This window comes from Corynebacterium mendelii, from assembly GCF_017307055.1.
GTDB classification, from domain to species: Bacteria; Actinomycetota; Actinomycetes; order Mycobacteriales; family Mycobacteriaceae; genus Corynebacterium; species Corynebacterium mendelii.
In genome coordinates, this window is the sequence record NZ_JAFLEQ010000008.1 from 156,866 (window position 1) to 182,283 (window position 25,418).

The 25,418-nt window shown below is 65.6% G+C and carries 15 protein-coding genes, 1 tRNA gene and 2 pseudogenes; 6 read left to right on the forward strand and 12 right to left on the reverse strand.

The features are described from left to right. The first annotated feature begins 231 nt into the window (after positions 1–231). Positions 232–525, forward strand: coding sequence for an Rv3654c family TadE-like protein (locus JZY06_RS12665; RefSeq protein WP_207278731.1), 294 nt, complete (start codon positions 232–234; stop codon positions 523–525). On the opposite strand, the gene JZY06_RS04020 is transcribed toward JZY06_RS12665, so the two are convergent. Further along, a complete protein-coding gene (locus JZY06_RS04020) occupies positions 522–2,939 on the reverse strand; it encodes a DEAD/DEAH box helicase (protein ID WP_330617078.1) in 2,418 nt (805 codons plus the stop codon). The two genes, JZY06_RS12665 and JZY06_RS04020, sit on opposite strands and share 4 nt — an antisense overlap. Positions 2,940–3,230: 291 nt before the next feature. Between JZY06_RS04020 and JZY06_RS04025 the strand changes: the two genes are divergently transcribed. The 3 genes from JZY06_RS04025 to JZY06_RS04035 all read left to right on the forward strand — a co-directional run bounded on the left by JZY06_RS04025 (position 3,231) and on the right by JZY06_RS04035 (position 8,585). After that, entirely contained in the window at positions 3,231–3,443 is a 213-nt protein-coding gene (locus JZY06_RS04025) for a cold-shock protein (protein ID WP_207278733.1), read from the forward strand. 480 nt (positions 3,444–3,923) lie between these two features. Then, entirely contained in the window at positions 3,924–6,857 is a 2,934-nt protein-coding gene (topA, locus tag JZY06_RS04030) for a type I DNA topoisomerase (protein WP_207118519.1), read from the forward strand. A 459-nt stretch (positions 6,858–7,316) separates the two neighbouring features. Next, complete coding sequence (locus tag JZY06_RS04035; protein WP_207118520.1) at positions 7,317–8,585, forward strand: hypothetical protein; 1,269 nt, start codon at positions 7,317–7,319, stop codon at positions 8,583–8,585. A 161-nt stretch (positions 8,586–8,746) separates the two neighbouring features. Here JZY06_RS04035 and JZY06_RS04040 read toward each other — a convergent pair whose 3' ends face one another. Beyond that, the gene (locus JZY06_RS04040) at positions 8,747–10,270 is read right to left on the reverse strand and encodes an adenylate/guanylate cyclase domain-containing protein (protein WP_207118521.1); all 1,524 of its coding nucleotides are present in this window, start codon (positions 10,268–10,270) and stop codon (positions 8,747–8,749) included. 62 nt (positions 10,271–10,332) lie between these two features. Between JZY06_RS04040 and JZY06_RS04045 the strand changes: the two genes are divergently transcribed. Together JZY06_RS04045 and JZY06_RS04050 are read left to right on the forward strand one after the other, a co-directional pair. Beyond that, on the forward strand, positions 10,333–11,559 hold the full coding sequence (locus JZY06_RS04045) for a DNA polymerase III subunit delta' (protein ID WP_330617079.1): 1,227 nt from the start codon (positions 10,333–10,335) through the stop codon (positions 11,557–11,559). A gap of 90 nt (positions 11,560–11,649) precedes the next feature. Further along, positions 11,650–11,725 (forward strand) — tRNA-Thr (locus tag JZY06_RS04050). 463 nt (positions 11,726–12,188) lie between these two features. On the opposite strand, the gene JZY06_RS04055 is transcribed toward JZY06_RS04050, so the two are convergent. The 10 genes and pseudogenes from JZY06_RS04055 to JZY06_RS04100 all read right to left on the reverse strand — a co-directional run. Next, positions 12,189–13,076 carry a DsbA family protein gene (locus JZY06_RS04055; RefSeq protein WP_207118523.1) on the reverse strand — a complete coding sequence of 296 codons (888 nt, stop codon included), beginning with the start codon at positions 13,074–13,076 and terminating at the stop codon, positions 12,189–12,191. A 359-nt stretch (positions 13,077–13,435) separates the two neighbouring features. Further along, complete coding sequence (locus JZY06_RS04060) at positions 13,436–13,870, reverse strand: DUF2304 domain-containing protein (protein ID WP_207118524.1); 435 nt, start codon at positions 13,868–13,870, stop codon at positions 13,436–13,438. 40 nt (positions 13,871–13,910) lie between these two features. Beyond that, positions 13,911–14,618, reverse strand: coding sequence for a glycosyltransferase family 2 protein (locus JZY06_RS04065; RefSeq protein ID WP_207118525.1), 708 nt, complete (start codon positions 14,616–14,618; stop codon positions 13,911–13,913). A 25-nt stretch (positions 14,619–14,643) separates the two neighbouring features. Continuing rightward, positions 14,644–15,492 carry a glycosyltransferase gene (locus JZY06_RS04070; protein WP_207118526.1) on the reverse strand — a complete coding sequence of 283 codons (849 nt, stop codon included), beginning with the start codon at positions 15,490–15,492 and terminating at the stop codon, positions 14,644–14,646. Beyond that, the gene (locus tag JZY06_RS04075; protein WP_207118527.1) at positions 15,489–16,721 is read right to left on the reverse strand and encodes a hypothetical protein; all 1,233 of its coding nucleotides are present in this window, start codon (positions 16,719–16,721) and stop codon (positions 15,489–15,491) included. The genes JZY06_RS04070 and JZY06_RS04075 overlap by 4 nt, the downstream gene beginning before the upstream one ends. Beyond that, positions 16,718–18,235 carry a M1 family aminopeptidase gene (locus tag JZY06_RS04080; protein WP_207118528.1) on the reverse strand — a complete coding sequence of 506 codons (1,518 nt, stop codon included), beginning with the start codon at positions 18,233–18,235 and terminating at the stop codon, positions 16,718–16,720. Before JZY06_RS04080 ends, JZY06_RS04075 begins: the two co-directional genes overlap by 4 nt. Beyond that, positions 18,232–20,271: a prolyl oligopeptidase family serine peptidase gene (locus JZY06_RS04085; protein WP_207278734.1), complete on the reverse strand. Its 2,040-nt coding sequence runs from the start codon at positions 20,269–20,271 to the stop codon at positions 18,232–18,234. The genes JZY06_RS04080 and JZY06_RS04085 overlap by 4 nt, the downstream gene beginning before the upstream one ends. A 213-nt stretch (positions 20,272–20,484) precedes the next feature. Then, complete coding sequence (locus tag JZY06_RS04090) at positions 20,485–21,567, reverse strand: alpha/beta hydrolase (RefSeq protein ID WP_207118529.1); 1,083 nt, start codon at positions 21,565–21,567, stop codon at positions 20,485–20,487. Positions 21,568–22,095: 528 nt separating this feature from the next. After that, positions 22,096–23,154, reverse strand: a pseudogene (locus tag JZY06_RS04095) (alpha/beta hydrolase); the annotation flags it as partial. 754 nt (positions 23,155–23,908) lie between these two features. Then, positions 23,909–24,994: pseudogene (locus JZY06_RS04100) on the reverse strand (alpha/beta hydrolase); the annotation flags it as partial. Positions 24,995–25,418: the final 424 nt, after the last annotated feature.

A 25,418-nucleotide genomic window follows, 5' to 3' on the forward strand; every position in this document is an offset into this window, starting at 1 on the left:
GGCCGCCGCGGGACGGCAGCTGCCATCCGGCGGCGCCCGCATCACGATCACCGAAACCGGTGCCCGGATCACCGCGGTGGCCACCATGAACGCCCCGTTGAACGCGGTGTCCGCCACCGCGGTCGTGATCTGCGAACCCGAGGGACAGTGAGGATGCCGCCGTGCCGCGCGCACCAGCACCGTCAGCCGCCCGCGCCCCCGCCGCCGCGCTGCACGCGGCAGAAAGGCTCGATGACGGTGCTGGCCGCCACCGTCATCGCCGCGCTGGCGGTTGCCGGCTGCGCGGTGCTGGTGGCGGCCGCGGCACGCACCGCCGCCCACACCGCGGCAGTGGCCGCCGACATGGCCGCACTCAGCGGGGCGGGCGCCCTGTGGCAGGGGATAGCGCCGTGCGCGGTGGCAACAACCATCGCCGCCGACAACGGCGCCCGGCTGACCGGCTGCACGGTCACCGTGGGCGGTGATGTCACCGTCACCGTGACCGTGGGGCACATGCCCGCCACCGCCACCGCCGGGCCGGCCTAGCCCATGCCGGCGGTCATGGCCGACAGCGCCGACAGCACCGCCACCGCCCCCGATTTCGACAGCGGCGAATTGCCGTTGCCGCATTTCGGTGACTGCACGCACGACGGGCAGCCATCGGTGCAGGGGCAGTCTTTGACCACCTGACAGGTGGCGGTGATCCAGTCGTGGAAACGCTCGAAACCACAGTCGGCGAACCCGGCGCCGCCGGGATAGCCGTCATAGACGAACACTGTCGGCAGCCCGGTATCGGCGTGCAGCGCCGTGGACACCCCGCCGATATCCCACCTGTCGCAGGACGCCACCAGCGGCAGCAGCCCGATGGCGGCATGTTCTGCCGCGTGCAGCGCGCCGGGAAGATCGGCCGCCGTGATCCCCAGTGCCTCCACCACCGCCGGATCCAGGGTGTAGGACACCGCCCGGGTGAAAAGAGTATCCGGCGGCAAATCCAGGGCGATGGTGTCCACCAGGTCGCTGCCGAGGAGTTTTTTCCGGTAGCCGGTCACCGTGGTGGTGACCTCCACGTCAACCGCGGCCACCCACAGTCCCGGCGAGGGATTGACCAGCGTGTCTTCTTCCGGGTCGGCGACAATGCGGATATCGGTCGCAGACATCGGCACCGTGGAAAAATCCGGCACCTTCCGGCGGACGAAAGCCGCACTGTTTATCAGGTCGAGATCCTCGACGACATAGCTGTCACCCATGTGCAGGTACACCGCCCCGGCATGCACCTGCTTGAACGCCATGGATCTGCCCACCGTGCCGAGTACGGCACCATTGTCGCAGTCGATGATGGTGATCTCCTGCCCGGTGCCGCCGCGCAGATTCACCATCCGGTGGGCGGTGCGCGGGGTGGGCAGCGCATCGTTGTCGTCGAGCGGGCGTTCCACGGCAAACAGCTTCTCGCCGCGCCACCGCAGCAGCCCGGCGTGCACCAGATCCGCGGCCACCGCGGTGGCATCCAGGCCCCTGACCTCTGCCGCGGAGAGGGGAAGCTCCACGCAGGCGCACAACAGATGGCCGGACAACACATACGGATTCGACGGGTTGAACACGGTTTTTTCCACCGGCGCATCCACCACCGCCTCCGGGTGGTGGATCAGATACATATCCAGCGGGTCATCCCGGGCGACCAGCACCACCAGGCTGGACTGGCCGCGCCGGCCGGCCCGGCCGGCCTGCTGGGTGAACCCGGCCACCGTTCCCGGCCAGCCGGTGACCACCACACAATCAAGCCCCCCGATATCGATGCCCAGCTCCAGGGCCGTGGTGGCGGCCACCCCGACCAGCTCCCCGTCATCGAGGGCCTGCTCCAGGCGGCGCCGGTCCCCGGCCAGGTACCCGGCCCGGTAGGCGGCGACTTTCCCGGCCAGATCCTTGTTCCCCGACAGCGCGAGACTGTCGTGGGCGCGCAGCGCAATGATCTCCGCCTGCCTACGGGAACGGGCGAAAACCAGGGTCCGTGCACCTTCCGTGATCGCGGTGGCCATGATCTCGGCGGCGTCGGCGTAGGCGGGAATCCGCACCGGCGGACCACCGCGCCGGGTACTGTCACCGGTGTCGCCGTCGCCGCTGAAACCCGGTTCCCACAACACGGTGGTGCGGGTGGCTGCCGGGGAGTCATCGGTGGTGATGGCCACCGCATCCTGGCCGGTCAACCGCCGGGCCAGCATCACCGGGTCGCGGGTGGTGGCTGACGCCATGATGATTGTCGGATCAGCCCCGTAGCGCCTGGCCACCCGCACCAGCCGCCGGATCACCAGCGCGATGTGCGCCCCGAACACGCCCCGGCAGGTGTGGCATTCGTCGATGACGATAAACGACAGGTTCCGCAGAAACCGGGTCCATCTCTGGTGCGCCCCGGCAAAGGAGAGATGGATCATCTCCGGGTTGGTCACAATCAGCCGGGCGTCATCACGGATACTGCGCCTGGCCTGCTGCGGGGTATCGCCGTCGTAGGCGCTGGGGGTCACCCGCTCCAGGCCCGGGGTCAGACGGCACAGCCGGGAGATGAACGCCAGCTGGTTATTGGCCAGGGCCTTGGTGGGGGAGACATACAGCGCGCAGGCCCGCGGATCATCGTGCAGCGCCGATAAAACGGGCAGCAGATAGGCCAGGGATTTACCGCTGGCCGTGCCGGTGGTGATGATCACGTTGCGGCCCCGGTGGGCGGCCTCGGCGCAGCTGGCCTGGTGCCGGTAGAGCCGCGGGATGCCCAGTTCCTCGGACAGTGTGCGGCGGATATCGTCGGCCAGCCAGGCAGGCCACGGGCCGTAGACCGCCCGGCGTGGCGGGCTGGTGTGCCGCCAGGTGGCCGTCGACTCGGGCAGCCGCCGGATCACCTCGTCCGCGATCTGGTCGCCGTATGTTGACGGTGGCGGGTTTTGGGGTAAAATATTTCGCTCTCCGTCGGCCACGGTCACCCCCTTTTCCGGTCTTTTGCCAACCCCGGTCACCTGTGTGAGCTGGCGGAATGGTTCCAGGTGTGGTCCAGACTATCCCTGGGCTGCAAAACGTGGCACACTGGCTCCCGGTTGCAGGGAACGGTGAAAACCACCGCTTCCCACCACTCCAAAATAAACCGCGGCAGCGTGGCGGTCATCTCCACCCGGAGAATGTCCCGCATCTGCCCCGTTGGGGCGAGTGACCCGCAGGTGGCCCGTGTTGTTTGGGTGCCGGCGCCGATTTACACTGAGAAAGTTTTTTACATGGCACAGGGAACCGTTGAATGGTTCAACGCAGAAAAAGGCTACGGCTTCATCGCTCCGGCCGATGGATCCAAGCAGATCTTCGTCCACTACTCGGAGATTGAGGGCCGCGGCTTCAAATCTCTCGAAGAGAACCAGAAGGTCGAATTCGAAGTTGGCGAGACCGCCAAGGGCCTGCAGGCCCAGAAGGTCCACGTCATCGATGCGGAGTAATCCGACCCGATAACCGGTAGCGTGGGGCCACAGTATCTGTGCCCCACCACCGGCGTACTGCAGCCGCCCCGCGACTGGCATGACGGAACAAAATCCCCGGTTTTTCCGGCGATGATTCCCGTCACTGCCCGTTGTACGGCGGCTGCAGTGCATTTCGCACCTTTTCCACCACCCTGCGCGGATGACACACCGCCGCGCGGCAGCGGGAAAAGGTGCGTTTGTTGTTTGCCACAGTATTTAATGGGGGCGCTGCAGCAACAACGTCTTTCCACCCCCGCCGCCCCCGGGTTGTGCAGGTGGTTTCCGGAAGCTTGTTTTCACCGCCGCTACGTGGGGTTTTGGGGTTTGTCCGGTGATCGCTTTGGCGATGGCGGCAGCCCGTGCATTCCGGCGCTGCGGTTTGGCGCCCGCGGGGGCGTGTGTACGGTAGGCACGTAGTAGATTTCACCGAAACCGTGAGCGGGAAGGTTAGAGGCACCTGTGGCAACCTCCAAAGGGACTGGTACTAAACGACTGGTCATCGTCGAGTCTGCGACGAAAGCGAAGAAGATTCAGCCGTACCTCGGCGCAGATTACGTGGTGGAGGCATCGGTGGGGCACATCCGTGACCTGCCCAAGGGTGCCGCCGATATTCCCGCCAAGTACAAAAAAGAAGCGTGGGCCAGGCTCGGCGTCGATGTCGAGCACGGCTTCAAACCGCTGTACCTGGTCTCGGCGGACAAGAAGAAAAAAGTCGCCGACCTGAAGAAAAAGCTCGCCAACGTCGACGAGCTGCTGCTGGCCACCGACCCCGACCGGGAGGGCGAGGCGATCGCCTGGCATCTGCTGGAAGTGCTCAAACCGAAGGTGCCGGTGCGCCGCATGGTGTTCAACGAGATCACCAAACCGGCGATTCTGGCCGCCGCCGACAACACCCGCGATCTGGACGACAACCTGGTGGACGCCCAGGAAACCCGCCGTATCCTGGACCGTCTCTACGGCTACGAGGTCTCGCCGGTGCTGTGGAAAAAAGTCATGCCCCGGTTGTCCGCCGGGCGTGTCCAGTCGGTGGCCACCCGGGTCATTGTGGAGCGGGAACGCGAGCGCATGGCGTTCATCTCCTCGGTGTACTGGGATATTGTCGCCGAGCTTGATGCGGGCGAGCAGGCCGCCACCGCCGGTAACCCGAGCGTGTTTTCCGCGAAACTTTTCGCTGTCGGCTCGAAACGAATCGCCCAGGGGCGTGATTTCACCGACCGTGGAAGGGTGAAGGCGTCGGCCGAAAAAGAAGTCACCGTCATTGACCGTGCCCGGGCCACAGCCCTGGCCGAGGGGCTGGCCGATACCGCCCTGACAGTCACAGATGTCGAGGACAAGCCCTACACCCGCAAGCCCTACCCGCCGTTTATGACTTCCACCCTGCAGCAGGAAGCCGGGCGGAAACTGCACTACACCTCCGAGCGGACCATGCGTATTGCCCAGCGGCTCTACGAAAACGGCCACATCACCTACATGCGTACCGACTCCACCACCCTGTCGCAGGCGGGTATCCAGGCCGCCCGCTCCCAGGCACTGGAACTCTACGGGCGGGAGTATGTGGCCGACACTCCCCGGCAGTACACCCGCAAGGTGAAAAACTCGCAGGAAGCCCACGAAGCCATTCGCCCCGCCGGGGAACGCTTCGCCACCCCGGGCGAGCTGAAATCCCAGCTTGATGCCGAGGAGTTCCGGCTCTACGAGCTGATCTGGCAGCGCACCGTCGCCTCCCAGATGTCCGATGCCAAAGGCCAGTCGGTGAAAGTCACCATCACCGGGGCCACCAGCGCCGGTGAAAGCTGTGAATTCACCGCCACCGGGCGCACCATCACCTTCCCCGGTTTCCTCAAGGCCTACACCGATGCCGCAGCCGACGGCGACAAAGCACACGACAATGCGCTGCCCCGGCTGGCTGTCGGCGACACGCTGGTGACCACATCACTGCAGGCGGAAGAACACAAAACCAATCCGCCCGCCCGCTACACCGAAGCCTCCCTGGTGAAAAAGATGGAGGATCTGGGTATCGGCCGCCCGTCGACCTATGCCTCGATCATCAAAACGATCCAGGACCGCGGCTACGTCTACCCGCGCGGCAACGCCCTGGTACCCAGCTGGGTGGCGTTCGCCGTCGTCGGTCTTCTGGAGCAGAACTTCGCGTCCCTGGTCGACTACGACTTCACCTCGTCGATGGAAGACGAACTCGACGATATCGCCACCGGCAACGAAGACCGCACCGAATGGCTGACCGGCTTCTACTTCGGCGACGAGAAAGCCTCGGATGCGATGGCCGAATCCGTGGCCCGGCTCGGCGGACTGAAATCCCTGGTCGGCGACAACCTGGAGCAGATTGACGCCCGCACCGTCAACTCCCTGCACGTTTTCGACGACGATCAGGGCCGGAAAGTCTTTGTCCGGGTCGGCCGCTACGGGCCCTACCTGGAACGCCAGGTGGGAGTGGACGACAACGGGGAACCGGAACACCAGCGGGCCAACCTGCCGGATTCGATGACCCCGGATGAACTGGATCTGGAAACAGCGGAAAAACTGTTCGCCACCCCGCCCGGCGGCAGGGAAGTGGGCCTGAACCCGGACAACGGACGCATGATCGTTGCCCGTGACGGCCGCTACGGGCCCTATGTCACCGAAATCGTCACCGACGAGGAAAAGGAAAAAGTCACCGACAAAGCGGAAAAAATCATTGCCGCCGAACGCGCCGAGGAAGACGCCCAGCGCAAAGCCGACGGCAAACGGGCGAAAAACTGGGACACCAAAACTGCGGCGAAGCAGAAGGAAAAACGCACCCAGCAGATCATCGAGGAAACCCTCAAACCGGGTACCGCCTCCCTGTTCAAGGACATGGAGCCTGCCACAGTCACCCTGGACGAGGCACTCAAACTGCTCTCGCTTCCCCGTGAACTGGGCACCGACCCCACCGACGGCGAGGTGATCACCGCCCAAAACGGCCGCTACGGCCCCTACCTGAAAAAAGGCACCGACTCCCGGTCGCTGGGCAGTGAAGAGCAGATTTTCACCATCACCCTCGACGAGGCCGTGGCCATCTACAAAGAACCCAAACGCCGCGGCCGGGCCGCCGCGCAGCCGCCGCTGAAAACACTGGGCAACAACGATGTCTCCGGCAAACCGATGGTGATCAAAGACGGCCGTTTCGGCCCCTATGTCACCGACGGGGAAACCAATGCCTCCCTGCGCAAGGGTGACACCCCGGAAACAGTCACCGATCAGCGTGCCTGTGAACTGTTGTCGGAGCGCCGCGCCAAGGAGGCGGCCAACCCGACAAAGGCCACCAAAAAAGCCCGCAAAAAGTCGACGAAGAAAACCGCCAAGAAACCGGCGTCGACGACAAAACGGACCGTGAAAGCCGGATCGCGCAGGAAATAAAACCCGCCGACGATCCGTGCACGGCCTTTTTCCGGCGGCCACCTCCCTGACACATCACGGGGAGGTGGCTGTTTTTTCACCCTTTTTCTCCCACCGCCCGCCCGGCCGCCTGGTGTGGTGGTGCTGCGGTGTGTTGCCCGCCCGCAGTCACCCCCTGCCGCATACCCGGTGCGGCGGAGCGGACGTAGTGTGGGTGGAAACGGTGTGTCCCGTCACCGCAGCCACGCCCGGTCCCCGGGCGTGGGGTCCCCAGCGGCTCTTTTTTGCTGTCACCGTGCTGCGGCGGGGGCACCGGCAGACACCGCCGGGCAGAACATTGTTCCGCCCGGCCGTGAGCAGTCCCTGCCCGCCAGCCGGCGGGACGGGACTCATGCATCCATTTGACCGCCAGCACCATCCCGGAGCCGGATGCCATCCATCCGGACGGGGTGAACCCGAAAAAGGAATCCGAGTCCCACGATGTCTTTCCGCACCAAGCGTGCCGTGTTCACGGCAGCCACCTGTGTTGCTGTAGCCCTGCACAGTGTTGTCCCCGCCTCCGCCATCGACAACCCGGGCGATCATCTCTGGTCCACCGACCGGGTGTATGCGACAGGCAACAGCACCTTCACCGCGCCCGTTCCCCACATCAACGCCAACACAAAACAGAATACGGTCCGGCTGTGGAAGAAATTCTGGGAGCAAGCCCCCATCAGCAATGTTCCGGTCGTGGACTCCTCACGGTGTTCCTCGGCGATGCCGTCTGCCCGCTTGATGCAGCAGCAGGTTTCCGCCCTGAACAATCTGCGGCAGATGGCGAGCCTGCAGCCCGTTGAGCTGTTCGCCCCCGACAGCCGGGTCTACCGGGAGGTCCAGGCCAATGCGATTTCAACTGCGGTGACCTCGGCGGCATTGAAAAAGCTGAAAATCAGCCACCACCCGGTGGATGACGGCTACTACTGTGCCGGCAAGGATGCCGAACGTGGCGGCGCTTCGTCGCTGTCGGTGGCGTCCACCAACGGATCGGTGGACGGCATCAACCACCTGGATGGGCTGGTCCGGGATGAGACGAAAACCGATCCCGGCCACCGCATCCAGTTGCTGGCCTACGATTTCGCCAGGACCGCGGTGGGGGCGGGCACCGCCCGCAACGGGTGGAAGTACACCACCTACGCCATCCGCTCGCTGGACGGCAACAACGACGGTGTGTCCGACACAGCGCGCGAGCGGGCCTACGCTTTCTGGCCGTCGGCCGGGTATTTCCCGAAAGAAGGCATGAACATGATGGCCTGGTCGGCGCAGCTTCCCGGCGTTGACTTAAACAACGCCAAGGTGGAGATTCAAAAGCCGAACGGTTCCAGGTACGCCGTGGATTCGTTTGTCTCCAGGTCGCATCTGGGCAAATACGGCTACGACACACTGGTTTTCCCGGCCCCGGACCACAACAACCCCCAATCGGGCACCTATGTCGTCTCCATCACAACCAACGACGGCCAGTTGACCTACCCGGTGACGGTGTTCACCTCCGGGGTGCCGGTGGAGAAGAAACCTGAACTCACGATTCTGGGCAGCACCGACGGGGTCAACACCATCGGAAATTCCAGTTCGGACAAGGAGGGCAAGCAGGATGGCACCGATGCCGGAAGCAGCGGCAGCAGCGAGCAGAACCTCTCCACTGTGTTGTTTGTGATCCTCATGATCCTCAGCACAGTGTCGAAGATGCCGATCACCATACCGATCGGCGGCTGATTACCACCCGCTGGTCAAGCCGACGCGTGCCGCCAGGCAGCGTCGGCTTGTGTCTATCCCCGCACCCGCACCGCGACAGCGGGTTGTCACGTGCTGGTGCGGGGTGGTGGTGCCGCACGAAAAATCGGTGGGCACCTGCCCCGGTGGTTTTTTCGCCCCGGCTAGGTACGGTCGGCCAGGGTCGGCCTGATCGGCCGGGCCAGCTGCGTCATTTCCTTGCGGCCGCGCAGCTCCACTGATTTCAGCATCGTCCAGCGGGCCTGCTCGGCCTCATTGGCCGATTTCAGGGTCTGTGCCGAGGTGAGAATCCGGCCCGGGGTGTCTTTGGCCAGTTCGGTCAGCCGGGCCGCCTGATTGACCGCGTCGCCGATGACGGTGTACTCGAAACGGTCGTGGCCGCCGATATGCCCGGCCACGACTTTGCCGGCCGAGACCCCGATACCGCAGGCAAGTTCCATGCCGCGCAGTTCCTGCCGCAGTTCCCTGGCGGCAGCCAACGCCTGTCCGGCGGAATCAGCCAGCGGCAGGGGGGCGCCGAACACGGCCAGGGCCGCATCACCCTGGAATTTGTTGATGATGCCTTTGTGGCGGTGCACCACAGCCACCACGCGTTCGAAAAACTCGTTGAGGGCTTCGACCACTTCCACCGGGGTGTGGTTCATCGCGAAGGTCGTGGAGCCGATCACATCGACGAACAGCACCGCCACCCGGCGGTCCTCCCCGCCGAGGGTGGGCCGTTCCTCAAGCGCTTTCCGGGCGACCTCCGTTCCGACGTAGCGGCCGAAGATTTCCCGCACCCGCTGGCGTTCCCGCAGGCCCCGCATCATTTCGTTGAAACCGGCCTGCAGCACCCCGATCTCCGAGCCGTCATAGATGTCGACCATGGTGTTGTTTTCCCCGCGGCGGACTTTCCCGATCGCCGCCTTCAGCTCCAGGATGGGGTCGACAATCGAGGTCATCACCAGCATGGTGGCCACCAGGCCGGTGACAAGAGCGGTGGCCGACAAGGCGATGATGGCGGGAAGGATATCGGCGGCGTTGCCGCCGAAGAATCCGGTTTTCTGCCCCGCCACCATGAGCATCACCCCCATCATGGGGACACCGGTGGTGGTGATCCAGGTCAGGATCAGCCGCAGCCGTACCGGCGGCTCCAGGGAGGAATCCTCAAAGCGCCGGGCCAGGGCCGCCACCGCCACCGGGCGCATCAGCCTCTGGGCTTCCAGATAGGTCAGGGCGACAACCACAATGCAGGCCAAACCGGCGGTGACAGCCACCACCAGCGCCAGCCGCGGGTGGGTCATGGCCGCCACCGTGGTGACCACGGCAATACCGGCCAGCCACACCAGGGCCGCCAGACCCGCCTGGTAGACGGGAATCCGCAGCACCAGGTTGCGCACCATATTGCGGTCATGGTCGTCCGGGTGGCGCTGCCACCGCCACACCGGGGTGAACAGCCACACCGTGGCCCCCAGCATGGCGACAACCGCCAGCACAATGTAGAGGACACCGGTGATGAACAGGGGATCTTCCACCGCAATGGATCCGGCTGATTCCAGTGGCACCAGCACCCGGATGAACACCATGGTGGCCACCGCCCCCAGTACATTGGAGGTCAGCACCATCACGGCGTACAGCGGCCACGAAGTGGTCCACAGCCATGCCAGCAACCTGTTCACACGCGTCATGGTTTCCCACTTTATTCGTCCCCGCCGCCCGAGGTGGACCGGTCCTTATAAGGTGGTGGGTTGTGAACGAAAAAACCACCGATGTCTTCGTCCGAATCGCAGGCTCCCCGCAGGTGACCGGTCCGCTGCGGGCGGCGGCCACAGCGGCCAGGCAGCGGGCGGCGACAGCTGCGGGCGCCGGTGACGGCCAGGCGATGACCCACTCGTGGTTGTTCACCGGCCCGCCCGGATCAGGCCGCAGCGTGGCGGCACGGTGTTTCGCCGCGGCGCTGGTGTGCACCGACCCGTCGACCGTGGGCTGCGGGCGGTGCCGCGGATGTACCACGGCATTGGCGGGAAACCATGCCGATGTCATTACCGTGGTGCCGGTCGAACTGGTTATTTCGGTGAAAAGAATGCGGGAAATCATCCGGGAGGCCTCCGGGAAACCGGCGGTCGCCAACTGGCGGGTGATCATTATCGAAGACGCCGACCGGCTCAGCGACTCGGCGGCCAATGCCCTGCTGAAAACAGTCGAGGAACCCCCGGAGCGCACCGTGATCATCTTGTGCGCCCCGTCGACTGATCCCCTCGATATTGCCGTGACCCTGCGCTCGCGGTGCAGGCACATTTATGTGCCCACCCCGTCAGTCGATGATGTTGCCCGGGTGCTGTGTGAACGCACCGGTGCCGACCAGGGGCACGCCCGTTTGGCGGCGGCCGCCTCTGCCTGCCACATTGGCCGTGCCCGGCACCTGCTTGAATCAGTGGAGGCGCGCCGCCGCCGCGAAGCGGTCCTGAACCTGGCCGGGTCAATCACCCGCGGATCAGAGGCGTTTTTGGAGGTGACCCGGCTGATCACAACCATCGCCACCGAAGCCGATGATTCCCTCAAGGACAAAGAGGAAGCCGAAACCGCCAAGCTGCGGCTGGCGCTGGGATCGGATGCCACCGGCAAAGGCACGGCCAAAGCGCTGCGGGGAAGCGCCGGGGAATTCAAAGCCCTGGAGGAGCGGCAGAAAAAACGCCGCAAACGCTTCCAGTCCGACTGCATCGATATGGCGTTGACTGATCTTGCGGGTCTGTTCCGCGACAGCCTCATGCAGGCCACCGGCGCCACAGTGGAGCCGATGAACCCGGACAAAACAGATCTGTCCGGCATGCTGGCACGCAACAATTCCCCGCGGGCACTGGTGGAATGCATTGACGCGATCACCATCTGCCGGCAGATGGTGGCCACCAACACCCCGCCGGCCGTCGCCCTGGATGCGATGCTGGGCCGGATGCGGCTGGCAATGAACATCCGCTAGCCGACGCGTTTTTTCCAAACCACCGACCCATGATGTATATTCTGCAGCGGTGCTTTTCAACCGGCCAAACAACCGGCAGATTATCACCGTGCCGCCTTAGCTCAGTCGGTAGAGCATTTCACTCGTAATGAAAAGGTCGCGAGTTCGATTCTCGCAGGCGGCTCCACCACACCCCGGTTTCCCACCAGGAAACCGGGGTGTTTGCCGTCTGCCGGGGCACCACGGCAGCCACGGGGGATAACGGCACGGGACAACGGCAACCACCTGCCCGGCTCCGTCCCCCGCAAGATCCACCGGCATGCCCGCCCACCGGGGAATCACCCCCGAAAAATATCCGCCACGGCGGACGGGGTGGGAACCGTGCAGGTGACAGTCGTGCAAAACAACAGACGTCTGTTACACCACCCCCGGCAAAACGGCAGTCGGCATCCGCTGCGGGGCGTGGCATGCGGGCCGGGGCAGCGTCTGTTTGCCCCCGGGGTGGGTGCAGCAGGCAAAAAAACAACGCTTCCCCGCCGCAAGACCGGGGGCCACCGTGTGGTGGCCCGACCGTCTGTCTGTTCCGGGAAGCGTTGTGGTCGGTGGGCGTGCCCCACCGCTGTGGCGGGGGTGGGCGAAGCCGCTGGCCGCTAGTTGGCCTGCTTGTTGTCCTGCTGCGGGGCGATGACCAGCTCGTCGTAGTCGTTGCCGTCGGTGGTGCCCGGCTCGGTCGGGGTGATGTCCCCGGCCTCGATTTTCTCCAGCTGTTCGTCGATGGTTTTCGCCATCTCCTCCGGGGTGATGTTGCCGGGGACCGGCTGGTTTCCGACCAGGATCGTCGGGGTGCCGGTCATACCCAGGCTGACGGCGAACTGCCGGGAGTTGTTGATGTACTCGTCGTATTTGTCGGATTCGGCGTCGGCCCTGAACTTGTCCAGATCCGGGATTTTCGCTTCTTCGGCGAAGGCGACGAAGTCGTCGATGCTGTTGTTCGGGTGCCCGGAGACATCTTTGCTGGCCGCGTACAGGGCGTGCTTGAACTCGTTGAAGTAGCCCTGCTCGGCGGCGGCGCGGCCGGCGCGGGCGGCCGCCATGGCGGTCTCACCGTTGACCGGGAAGTCATTCCATTCCAGGCGGACTTTCCCGGCGGTCACGTAGTCGCTGATCACCGACGGCTCAACGGCGTTGACGAATTCGGCGCAGAAGGGGCATTCGAAGTCGGAGTATTCGACAATGACCACCGGGGCATCAACGTCACCGATGGCGAAGGGATCGGTGTCCATGCGGCGCGCCAGGTAGGCGATGTCCTCGGCTGATTCGACCGGTTTCGACGGACCCCACACCGTGGCGTCGTAGCTGCCGTCCTCCAGGGCCACCGGGGCGAAATTGCGTTCCGGGGTCACCCGGCCGTCGGCGAAAATACCGGCCGCAATGATCACCGCGATCACGGCGATGATGATCCAGCCCAGCGGCCGGGATTTGGATGCGGTGCTGTCGGTATCGGGGGACTGCGGATTGTCTTGTGAGGGGGTCGTCACCTTGTCGCTCCTAGGGTCGCGGGCATCCGGCGCGGGTACCGGGCAGTGGTGACGGAAAAACCATCGTCATTGCCCGGGGGCCGGATGTGGGCTGCGCGCGGATCACACACGGCACTGTCGTTTGTGCCGGTGCGCGCCCGCGCGGTGACCCGCATGGTCGATTGTCGTAGAAAACCCCGCCGGAAAAAGTTGCTGTACCGGGCACGCCCGTGCGGTTGTTCACCAAAGGCCGGGGGTATCTGTCGGTTATGGTCGAAAATAAGGGCGCTGCCGGTTTTTTGGAAAAACCGGACGCCGCCCCACCCATTGTGCACGATCGGTGGGGCGGCGGTGCAGCCCGGGTGGGCATGCGCGGTGATCTAGTGGCCGGAGCCGGTGGCCGGCGGGCGCACGGTCGGCGGATCATCGGCGCCGGGGGTGGCCGGCTGGCTGTGGTTGATGTCCGGGTAGTTGTCCTCCGGACGCACCGCTGTGGTCAATGCCATGGCCCGGGCCAGCCGGGCGTAGCGCAGATCCTGTTCCCGGAATCTGATCCAGGCCGACAGGGTGGTGAAAAAGAAGGCCACCGTCACCGCGTACAGCAGCAGATCCGTGCCGCGGGACACCCCGACGAACCGGGCCACCACGGTCAGATCATCCGGCCGCAGCACCGCCCAGAACGCGGCGAGAACAAAAATCACGAAGCCGATTTTCACCCCGGCTTTCGCCCGGGCTTTGCGCCGGTTGGTGAGGAAATACACCACCAGGCCGATGGTTGCGACAACCAGCAGCAGCTGGATGAAAAACTGTCCCATAGTCGGTGTGCTGTCCCTTGCTCGTGGTTGGTGGTGCCCGTCAGATGCGGCGGGCCAAAAGCCCGTCGGCCAAAATATTGACCCCGTTGATCAGTGACTGGCCTTTGCTCATCGAATACTCGGTGTAGAGGATATCGACCGGGTGCTCGCCGACCGCCCAGCCCTCCTCGTCGATGCGGGAGACAATCTCCGAGGCATGGCTCATCCCGTTCATGCGGATATTGAGGTGGTCGGCGACTTTTTTGTTGAATACCCGCAGCCCGTTGTGGGCGTCGGTCAACCCCAGGCGGCGGGTTTTCGGGCTGAGCAGCACCACGGTTTTCAGCACCAGTTTCTTGATCCACGGCACCTGGTCGGTGTCGCGGGCATGATCGCCGAAGCGGGTGCCGACAACAATGTCGAGCCGCTCGTTTTTCAGCTTCTCCAGCATGGCGAGCACATCTTTGACCTGGTGCTGGCCGTCGGCGTCGAAGGTGACGAAGTATTTCGCCCCCGGCTGTGCCCGGGCGTAGTCGATGCCGGTTTGGATCGCCGCCCCCTGGCCGAGGTTGACCGGATGGTTGACCAGGTGGGCGCCTGCCGCGTGGATGCGCACATCGCAGTCATCGGCCGAGCCGTCGTTGACCGCCACAATATTGGGGAAGGTGCGCCGGGCTGAGGCAATGACATCCCCGATCACCTGGGCCTCGTTGTAGCAGGGTATGACAAGCCAGGTGTCGGCATGGGGCAGGTCAGACGGGGTCGGCATGATGGTTGATCATCCTATCAATCCTTTATCTCCTGAACAGTGCCGTGTAGGCGTGTTTGAGAAGTTTCTTCGGCAGCAGCCGGTAGCCGGTGCGCGCCACCAGATTCACTCCCGCCCGCACCGGCCCGATCAGGCCGGAGTCGACGAGGGTTTTCTGCATGGCCCATTCACTGGCCATGACATCTGTGCCGGTGCGGCGGGAATGCACCTCCGGACTCATGCGGAAATAGGTCAACGGTTCCGGCAGGTTGTGCAACCGCCAGCCGCCGGCAATCAGCCGCACGAAAAGATCGTAGTCCTCCATTTTCGGCACATCACGGTAGCCGCCGACATCTTTGACTGCGCTGGTGCGCATCATGCAGGAAGGATGGTTGACCGGGGAGTTGATGGTTGCGTAGCGCACAATATCGGGGTGGTTTTCGGCCAGCCGCCTGATACCGACGACATGGCCGGTGTCCCCCTCGAATTCGGCCAGGGCGGTGCCCAGCACACTGATGCCGGGGTGGCGGGCAAGAAATTCCAGCTGTGTGGCCAGCCGTTCGGGGCAGGCGATGTCGTCGGCGTCGAGCCTGGCGAGCCAGGTGCCGGTGACATGGTCCAGGCCCTGCCGGCTGGCGGGCCCCGAGCCGCGGTTGTCGGGCAGCGCCACCACTGTGGTTTCCGGGTGGTGGTCCCGGAAATCGTCGATGACCCGGTGCAGATCCCCGCCCACCGGGCCGTCGATGACGATGAGGATCTGTTCCGCCGGGCGGGTTTGGGCGGCCAGTGAGTCCAGGCATTCGGTGAGCTCACGGGCGGTGTTTTTGTGGTAGACGGTCACCATGACGGTGCAGGTGTCCTGCCGGTGACGGGTGGGCGGTCGCGACTGGTTCATGTGTGTGACAGGGTCCTTTCGTCTTTCACAATGGCCGGAAGATGGACGGCAATACCTGCGGCAGGCCCCACAATAAGCGCCACCGGCACCGTTGTGGCCAGACCCAGCGGCAGCATGAGACAGGCAAACGCCACCGCGGTGGCGGTGATCCACCCGGCCACATAGCGGCTGTGCCTGCCGGCCGCCAGGGTGGTGGTGCCGGTGACCATCAGTATTCCGGTGGCCGCAGCCCCCAGGGTGAGCACCCCCAGCACCGGGCCGGGCACCTGCATATCGGGGGCGAACAGCAGCCGCATGATCCACGGTCCGATCAGCCAGGCGGCCACGGCGCCGATGATTCCGATGGCGGCGACAAGGGCGACCGGGACGGCGATGCCGCGGCCCGGCTGGTCGGCGTTGTCGACGAAGCGGACAATCAGCGCCGACTGGAAGCGCTGCAGGGGAACCAGTATCGGCGCTCTGGTGAGCATCACCGCCAGCATGATTCCGGCCACCGTCACCCCGCCGGCCCCGGCCGGGGTGTGTTCGCCGGTGGTGGCTTTGATGAAAGCGGGAAAACCGGTGATCATCAGCGCTGTCGCGCCGGTGGCGGTCATCGCCTGCAGGCTGCGCAGCCACAGGGTTGCCGCATCCACATCCACCGGCGCGGCCAGTCCCGCCCGGGCACGGCTGCTGGCGGCCAGAATGCCCACCCAGGTGGCGGCCCCGATGACGGTGGTGATGTAGAAGGCGGGCAGGGCCGCCCCCGCCATCCAGGCGACGGTGATCACCACCAGCCTGATTCCCGAGTCAACGGCCACCAGCCAGGCGAATTCGTCCCACAGTTTCAGCCCCGAGACGATACCGGCGACCACCGCCTGAACACAGTAGCTGGCCAGCCCCGCCGCCATGAGCGCAATCGGCAGGGCTGTATCCCCGCCGGTGACAAACCCCATCCACCACCAGCCGGTGGTGCACACCACGGCAGCCAGCACAGCGGCAAGGGTGGCGGCCACGGCCACCGGGCGGCCGGCCCCGGCGGGGTGGGTGTCATCTGCCCCGGCGCGGGCGGAGACCGCCCGGGTGGTTTCCTGCATCAGCCCGTCGATCAAGCCGGTGACGGCGAAAAACACCGACCAGTAGGCGATGAACACACTCGCCTTGTCGGCGGGCAGCGCCCAGCTGGCGATGTAGAGGATCACAAAGCCCGACAGGGCGGCGAAAGCTGTGGCCCACGACAGTTTTCTCATTGTTGCCCGCGCCCGGTCCGACTGGCCCCGCCGGGAAACCCGCCGGGGGTGCGGGGGCGTGGGTCCGCGGCCGCACCGGGATCACCGGGGTGGCCCACCGGGCCCGTTCCGCCGGTGGTGGCCGGCCCGGGGAAGGGGGGAAGCCCCGGCTTTTTCGTCCACGCATCCCACAGGTTTTTCAGCTCAGCGTGGCTGACACCCGCTTTGTCCGCCCCGCCGAGGAAAGCGGTGAACACATCGACCGGTTCAACCACCGAATGCTTGCCGGAGGCGACGTATTTTTTCACCGCCGCAAAAAACGCCGCATCACCCAGCAGCTGCCTGATCGCGTGCAGGGTCAGGGCGCCGCGCTTGTACACCCGGTCGTCGAACATGAGGGCCGGTCCCGGTGCGGCAAGAACCACATCCTGGGGCAGCCGTTCAAGGATGCGGTAGTGGCGCAGCGCATGCCCGGCGGCGGGAAGACCGGCGGAATGCTCGAACCACAGCCATTCGCTGTAGCAGGCGAAACCTTCGTTGAGCCAGATGTCATCCCACTGGGCCAGCCCCAACGAGTTGCCGAACCACTGGTGCGCCAGTTCGTGGGCGATCAGCCGCTCCCAGGTGCCGTCCCCGGTGGCGTGGTTGGCGCCGAACACCGACAGCCCCTGGGCCTCGACCGGGATGTCCAGCTCGTCGCCGGTGACCACCACCTGGTAGCTGTCGAAGGGGTAGGGGCCGAACAGCCCGGTGAACACTTCCAGCATCTGTGCCTGCTGCGCGAAATCGGCGGCCACCGGTGCGCTGATCTCGGCCGGATGCCACAGGGTGACCGGAATGGTTTTCCCGGTTGCCCTATCGGTTGCGGGGGCAAGCTCGGTGGGGGTGTAGCGGCCGGTTTGCACGGTGGCCAGATAGGTGGCCATCGGATACGGCATATCGAAGGTGCGGGTGGTCGTGGAGCCGGTGCGTTTGGTGGCGCTGACCCGGCCATTGGCGATGACGGCAAACGGGCTGTCGGCGCGGACGGTGATGGAAAACGTGGCTTTCTCATCGGGGGTGTCATCGCAGGGGAACCAGCTTTTCGCCCCGCACGGCTGGGAGGCCACCAGGGATCCTTCGGTCAGTTCCTCCCACCCGAGCCCACCCCACGGGGTGGCCACCGGCTGCGGGGTGCCCCGGTAGGTGACCATCAGGCTGAATTCGGTGTCGGCCGGTATCTCCCCGGTGAAGGTGACCGTCAGTTTCCCGCCGCGGTGCCGGAACTTCGACACCCGCACGTTCGCCGCCGGCCCGGTCACGGCTGCCTGCACCTTCGTCACCGTCATGGTGTCGGCCAAATCCAGGGTCAGCTGGTTCAGTGCCCGCCAGTTGTCGCAGTCGAGGGTGGCGCGGCCGGTCAGCCGGTTCGGCACCACCCGGTAGGTGAGATCCAGGTCGTAGTGGCGCACATGGTAGCCCAGGTTGAACGGAACCCGGGTGTAGGAGTCGGTGGTGCCCGGTATCGGGCTGGTGCGCAGTCGCCGGTCGGTCACGCGGTGTCCCCTTTGTCGCTGGTGGTCAAGGTGTGGGTGAGCCAGGTGAAAATAACGGCCTCCAGCCGGGCGGCCTGCGCCGGGCCGGTGGCCCCGCCGTGCCCGCCGTCGGTGGTTTCCCGGTACAGCACCGGCTGGCCGGCGGCCTGCAGGGCCGCGGCAAACAGCCGGGCGTGCGCCGGATGCACCCGGTCGTCTTTGGTGGAGGTCGTCACCAGCGCCGGGGGATAGCTGCGTTCCGCCCTCCCGGCCACATGCTGCAGCGGGGAGTAGGCGGCAAGCGCCGCACAGTCGTCCGGATCATCCGGGTTGCCGTACTCGTCAATCCACGAGGAACCGGCCAGCCACGTGTGGTAGCGCAGCATATCGGTCAACGGAACCTGGATGACGGCCGCGCCGAATTTTTCCGGGTACAAAGTCAGGGCCACCGCGGCCAGCAGCCCCCCGTTCGAGCCGCCCCTGACCCCGATCTGGGCGGGGGTGGTGTAGCCGCGGCGCACAATATCGTCCAGGACCGCCTGATGGTCCTCGAAAACTTTGTGCCGGTTTATCCCGGTGACGGTGGAATGCCAGTCGGGGCCGAATTCGGCGCCGCCGCGGATGGTGGCCTGAACAGATAAAAACCCCTTGTCCAGCCACGCCATGCCGCTGCCGGGCGAATAAGCGGGAAGCAGGGAATGCTCGAAACCGCCGTAGGCGCCCACCAGGGTCGGCTGCGGCACCGGCCGGCCCCGGTCATCGGTGACCAGTCGGCCGGTGATGAAATAGGGGATACGGGTGCCGTCGGCACTGGTGGCCCAATGCTGCCGCGTGGTCATCCCGGCGGTGTCGAACCAGCCCGGGGAGTGGCGGACGACCTGGCCGCCGCCGCCGTCGGCCAGATCAAACCGGTGCAGATCAACCGGGGTGAGGAAGCTTTCGGTGGTGACGAACAACTCATCATCGACGCAGGCGTCCCCCGCCCAGGCCGACACCCGGGCGGCGGCGGGAAGGGAAAGCTGACGCTGCTCCAGCCCGGGCTGATCCGGGTCGATCACCCGCAGACAGCCGGACACATTGTGCAGCATGGCCACCACAATGTAGTGGGCGGTGAAACACACCCCCTGAAAAGCTTCCCCGGGCCCCGGATCGGCGATGACCCGCGGGGTGCCGGTCCCGGCGAGCAACCCGCTGAGACTGACCAGCCCCGCCCCGCCGGCCGGGATGCCGGCGTAGGCGGTGCGCGGCATGAGCACCGCACGGTCGCCGAAAACAGAGACCTCACAGTCGTGCGGAACCGGAATCCGGGTCAGGGTGCCCGCCAGATCACCCACATAGGTTTCAGAGGTGAAAAACCCGATCTGCCGGTAGACAAACACCCGCCCCGGATAGTCGGGATGGGTGTCGGCGGCAGCGGACACCACCAGATCACCGGTGGTGGCTTCGGTAAATACCGGCGAGTCGGCCAGCGCGGTGCCGCGGCGCCACAGGTGGATGCGCGCCGGGTAGCCGGCCGGGGTGACCGAACCGGTCCCGGTGTCGGTGCCGATCAGCAGGGTGTCACGGTCAACCCAGCTGACACTGGTTTTCGCCGCCGGGACATCGAAGGGATCGTCGGTGACAAAACACAGCGAGTCCAGGTCGAATTCGCGGATCACCACCGCGTCGCCGCCGCCGCGGGATAATCTCACCAGCGCCCGGTCACAGTCGGGGCGGCGCACATGCGCCCCCCGCCACACCCAGTTCTCGCCGTCGGTGGACGACAGGGCATCAATATCGAGCAGAATCTCCCACTCCGGGTCCCCGGCCAGCCAGTCCTGCCTGCCGGTGCGGCGCCACACCCCTTTCGGGTGTGTCTCGTCGCGCCAGAAGTTGTAGATCATCTCCCCGCGGCGGGTGGGCCAGGCGATTTTGTCCGCCGAGGTCATCATCGACAGCAGCCGCCGGGAAAGACCCGCCACATCGCCCATGCCGGCTACCGCTTGATCGGTGGCCGCCGACTGTGCGGTGGCCCAGTCCAGTGCCTGCCCGCCGGTGATGTCCTCCAGAAAGGACATGTCGGTCCCGTCTGCGCCGGTGACGGTGGTGACGATCCCGGGGCAGGGGTGACCGTGGGTGTGCTGCTGGTTCATAACCACCCCAGTCTATCGGCCGGGCCGGGCGGCGGGGTAGCGGGCAGACAACAGCCACCGGCGCCCGGGCATGATCTGCCCGGGCGCCGGTGGCCGCCACCTGTCACCGTGCGGTGGAAAAAGAAAAAAGTGTGCGTTTTACCGGGTCCAGCCGAAGGACCGGGTGATCACCGGCCAGGAGGCCCGCAGATCATCTTCCCAGTAGCCCCACGAGTGGGTGCCCACCGGACGCATGTTCCAGTCGGCCGGGATCCCCGCCTTGTCCAGCTTGGCTTTCAGGTCGTGGGTGCAGCGGTTGACGGCGGTTTCGATGATGCCGCCGTTGACGACGTGGATGAACACCTGCAGCGGGTCACCGTGTTTGGTGAACGGGGTGGTGAACAGGTCATGCGGACCCGCGTAGCCGGTGCCGGCCGAGATGTACATCTGCTGGCCGCGGAGTTTCTCGGCGTTGAGCAGGGCATCGTTGTAGGCGAAAGTCGGGCCGCCGACCGGGCCCCACATCATCTCCGGGGTGGATTTACCGCGGTTGAGGGTCATCCGGAGGTATTCCAGGGGAGCACCGGCCGAGGTTTGGGCACACCCGGAAAAAGACCCCACCATGTCGTAGAAACCGGGATGGTGCTGGGCGTAGAGCAGGGTGGTGGTCGCCGACATCGACATGCCGAGCACCGCGCGCTGGTTGTTGGCGCCGAGTGCTTTCTCCAGCGGGCCGGGCAGCTCTTTGGTCATGAAGGTCTCCCACATCTGCCGTCCCCCGAGGAACGGGGAATCGCCCACCCAGTCGGTGTAGTAGGAGAATTTGCCGGACATGGGGATGACGACCCAGACATCTTTGTCCATGTAGAAATCGACGATGTCGGTTTGTTTCACCCAGTTGGCGTTGCCTTCGCCGCCGTCACCGCCGTTGAGAATGTAGACGATCGGCCGGGGGACGGAATTGTCCCGCGGGGAGATGACAAACAGCGGGATGTCGCGGTCCATCGACGGGGAGTAGGCCCAGTATTCGTGCAGGCGATCCGGGTTGGCGTTGATCTCGTCACGCCACTGGGGCTGGCGGCCGTAGACGATGCGCTCGCCCTTGTCGACGTGTGCCTGCGGGATATCCCCGGCGTGAATATCCGCGGGGGTGCCCGCGGCAGCCACCGGGGCGGCCACGACAGCGCCCGCCGTTATTGCCAGGGCCGCCAGCGGGGCGGCGAGTTTAGTGAGGAAAGTCATGGTCTGGTGGGTCAACCTTTTCTTGAGGAATGCGTGCCGGATGAGGACAGCCTGGTGGATGAACAATCCCGCGCGTGCGGGAAAACCGCGCGCCGGTTGCCCGGAAAGGCAGGCAATGGTTCTGCTGCCGACTACGTCGTACGGGCCTACACAAACGTTAACACTCCACCAGCGTCCACCCGGCGCAGGCAACCGCCGCAGGGGGGTGGGCGGCCGCTGCGCGCGTCCCCGCCGACCGGCGGGTACCACCGGTCGGGTAGCGCGGGCCGACTAACGGTTCTCCCGGCCGGAATCCTCCCCGGCCCCGGTCTCTGCATCAGTATCTGTCTGCGCACCGGTGCCGCCGGCTGGATCACTGTCGGTCCCGGTCTCGGTCCCGGTCCCGGTGCCGGTCGCGGCGGTGGTGGTGCCGGGGCGGGCAACCGGATGCGGATCAGCCCCGGCGGCGGCTTTCCAGATGCTGTCGACGGTCTCGGCGGTCACCGCGGCGGGCCCGGATTCGGAGCTGGTTCGCGGGGATTGCGGATCCATGCCGAAAGCCCGGGCGAAGGTGGGCCAGGAATCAACCAGATCCTGCTGCCAGTAGCCCCACGAATGCGTGCCGGTGGGCCGGAAGTTGTAGTCGATGTTGGTCATGCCCAACTGGTCGGTGCGTGCTTTGAGATCATGGGTGCATTTGTTGACCCCGGCTTCGATCAGCCCGCCGGTGATGACTTTGTTCAGCAGCCCCATGGAACCGGTTTTGTGGGTGCCCCAGCGGATGTCGTGGGGTCCCATCAGCCCGGTGCCGGAGGAGATGTAGAGGTGTTTGGTTTCTTTCAGCCGCGCCGCGTTGAGCAGCCCGTCGTTGTGGTTGAACCTCTCCCCGCCGACGGGACCCCACATCTGCTCGGGGGTGGCGTTGCCCCGCTCCAGGACCAGGCGCACATATTCGTAGGGAAATCCCCGGGAGGTTTCCGCGCAGCCGGAAAAAGAGCCGACCGCATCATAGAAACCGGGATGGTGCTCGGCGTAGAGCAGGGTGGTGGTCGCCGACATCGACATGCCGATAATTCCCCGCCGGGAGGAAGCCCCCAGCTGCTGCTCCATGGGGGCGGGCAGTTCCGTGGTCAAAAAAGTCTCCCACATCTGCACCCCGCCGAGGGACTCGTTGGGTTCCACCCAGTCGGTGTAGTAGGAAAACTGCCCGGACATGGGCATGACGACCCAGACGTTTTTGTCCCGGTAGAAGTCGATCAGATCCGACTGCGCCAGCCAGTTGGCGACACCTTCCCCGCCGTCACCGCCGTTGAGCACATAGACAATCGGCCGCGGCACCGAATTGTTTTTCGGCTTCATCACGAAAAGCGGCACCTGGCGGCGCATCGACGGGGAAAATGCGTAGTATTCCTCCAGCCGGTCGTCGTCGGCGACTGTGCGGTGCCAGGACAGCACCGGCCCCGGCGGCGTGCCCTTGATGACGGTGGCTGTGGCCCCGCCGGTGGGGGCCGCCGTCCCCGCCGACGCCGCCGGGGCGGTGGTGACGGCGGCCACCGCCAGCAGGCAGGCGGCGGTCAGGCAGGCAAGTGGTCGTGCGCTGTGAGTCATGGTTTTTTCACTATCAACGGCATAGGGATAAGGGCAGTGTCACCGGGCGGTGGTAACACTACATGTTTGTCTGCCGCCGACGGTGGTGCACCGGGACACCCGTCTCCGCGGGGCAAGCGCCGGACAGGGTGATTGCTTTTTTCAAAAAACCCCTGCCGGATGACGGGGACAGCATGCGGGGACAGCAACGAAACCGGCGGGGACCGGACAGTCTGGTTGCTGGAAAACAACACTGTCCGGCCCCCGCCGGTGGTGGTTGCGGGCCACTACGCCCGCGGGAAGGCTAGAAAATGGCGGGAACCGCGAACCTGACCGGGGCGCCGACCTGCCGGCCTTCAGCCGGGGTCGGCTGATCCTTGTCCGCCGGATTACCCGCGGCAGGGTCTGCCGGGGCAGGCGGTGCAGGCGGTGCGGGCGGTGCCGCCGGGGCGGGCGGCAGATCCGGAACCGGGACCACCGGCGGCGTGCTGTCGTCCCGGTCCGGGGCCGCAGGCTGGGCTGCCGCAGGCTGGCCGGTGGTGTCCGGGGCGGCGGGTTGTTCCGCCGCCGGGGGCTGCCCGGGGTTGTCGCTGTCGGGGCCGGGGGCCTGCGGGGCGGGGTCGGCAATCTCCGCCGGCGGGGCCGGCGGGACGGCCGGTGCCGCGGGCTGGTGCGGATTGTCGCCGATGGCTGCTTTCCAGATCTCGGTGACCGTGTCCGGGGTGATCGGGGCTGGCTGATCGGCATCACCCATCGGCACCGGGGCCCCCGGATCCTGGTCGAAGGCGCGGGCGAAGGTGGGCCAGGAATCGCGCAGATCCTGCTGCCAGTAGCCCCACGAATGGGTGCCGTAGGGGCGGAAGTTCCAGTCGATGCCGGTAATGCCCGCGGCATCGGTTTTCGCCTTCAGGTCATGGGTGCACTTGTTGGTGGCCGCCTCAATGATGCCGCCGTTGACGCCATGGATGAACAGGGCGCCGATATCGCCGTTGACGAAACGGGAACTGAGCAGATCATGCGGGCCGAGCAGCCCGGTGCCGGTGGAGATGTAGGCGTGCGGGGTGCCCTTCAGCCGGGCCGCGTTGAGCAGCCCGTCGTTGTAGTTGAAGGTCTCCCCGCCGACCGGGCCCCACATCTGTTCGGGGGTGGCGTTGCCGCGGTTGAGGGTGATGCGCAGGTATTCCAGCGCCAGCCCCCGGGAGGTTTCCGCGCAGCCGGAAAAAGAACCGATCGCGTCATAGAAACCGGGGTGGTGCTGGGCGTAGAGAATCGTGGTGGTCGCCGACATCGACATGCCGATGATGCCGCGCTTGCTGTTGGCGCCCAGCGCCTGCTCCAGGGGGCCGGGCAGTTCCTTGGTGAGGAATGTCTCCCACAGCTGGCGGCCCGGCCCGGGGCCGTCATTGACCCAGTCGCTGTAGTAGGAAAACTCCCCGGCCATCGGCATGACGATCCACACATTTTTGTTGGCGTAGAAGCGGGTCAAATCCGTCTGGTAGAGCCAGTTGGCCTCCCCCTCACCGCCGTCACCGCCGTTGAGCACGTACAGCACCGGCCGCGGTGCGGAGGTATCCGCGGGCGCCTGCACGAACAGCGGGATATTGCGTTTCATCGACGGGGAATAGGCCCAGTATTCAAACGACCGGCTGTTGTCGACGAAGCTGTTGGCCCACCGGGGCCGGTTGGTGCCGGCGGGGCGGCCCTCACCGGTGGCGGAGACCCGGGTCACGGTGGCGAGCGTGGTGTCACCTGCCTCCTGGGCTGCGGGAATACCCGCCTGGGCCGGATAGATGGCGGCGGTCCCGCCGGCCACCAAAGCGGCGGCAAGAAGCGGTGCGGCGAAGCGTTTGAGAACAGTCATGGGGTGTTTTCATCTCGTTGGTCGGCGTGCGGCGGGGTGCGGAATCATCCCGTCTCAGCAGATATGTCGCAGCCGGGTGGCGGGGTGTTAGCACCCGGCGGGAATGCTCCCCACCACTGCTGTGACACATGTGAAAATTGGGGCTATTGATACATAAGGTACAGAAAGTTGCCGGTGTTGAACAACAACCCCGCCCCGCCGGTGTGTCGCGGAAGCCGCCCACCTGCGGGCTGTAACGTTAGGCCGGACAACGGGTGACATATCCGTTACCAGCGTCCGGCCGGGCGGCCCCGTCCGGACAACCCCGATCCCCGACCCTTGAAGCGGAGCGCCCCCATGCAGTTTCTTGAACCGATCATCATCCAGATCAACACGGCACTCGGCAGCCTGATCAATGCCGGCTCATCGATGGTGAGCACCATCT

Excerpts from the sequence above, each read along its gene's own strand:
- JZY06_RS04035 (WP_207118520.1), top strand. The coding sequence starts at position 7,317 with ATGTCTTTCCGCACCAAGCGTGCCGTGTTCACGGCAGCCACCTGTGTT.
- JZY06_RS04060 (WP_207118524.1), bottom strand. The coding sequence starts at position 13,870 with ATGGGACAGTTTTTCATCCAGCTGCTGCTGGTTGTCGCAACCATCGGC.
- JZY06_RS04070 (WP_207118526.1), bottom strand. The coding sequence starts at position 15,492 with ATGAACCAGTCGCGACCGCCCACCCGTCACCGGCAGGACACCTGCACC.
- JZY06_RS04075 (WP_207118527.1), bottom strand. The coding sequence starts at position 16,721 with ATGAGAAAACTGTCGTGGGCCACAGCTTTCGCCGCCCTGTCGGGCTTT.
- JZY06_RS04085 (WP_207278734.1), bottom strand. The coding sequence starts at position 20,271 with ATGTCCTTTCTGGAGGACATCACCGGCGGGCAGGCACTGGACTGGGCC.
- JZY06_RS04025 (WP_207278733.1), top strand. The coding sequence starts at position 3,231 with ATGGCACAGGGAACCGTTGAATGGTTCAACGCAGAAAAAGGCTACGGC.
- JZY06_RS04040 (WP_207118521.1), bottom strand. The coding sequence starts at position 10,270 with ATGACGCGTGTGAACAGGTTGCTGGCATGGCTGTGGACCACTTCGTGG.
- JZY06_RS04065 (WP_207118525.1), bottom strand. The coding sequence starts at position 14,618 with ATGCCGACCCCGTCTGACCTGCCCCATGCCGACACCTGGCTTGTCATA.
- JZY06_RS12665 (WP_207278731.1), top strand. The coding sequence starts at position 232 with ATGACGGTGCTGGCCGCCACCGTCATCGCCGCGCTGGCGGTTGCCGGC.
- JZY06_RS04090 (WP_207118529.1), bottom strand. The coding sequence starts at position 21,567 with ATGACTTTCCTCACTAAACTCGCCGCCCCGCTGGCGGCCCTGGCAATA.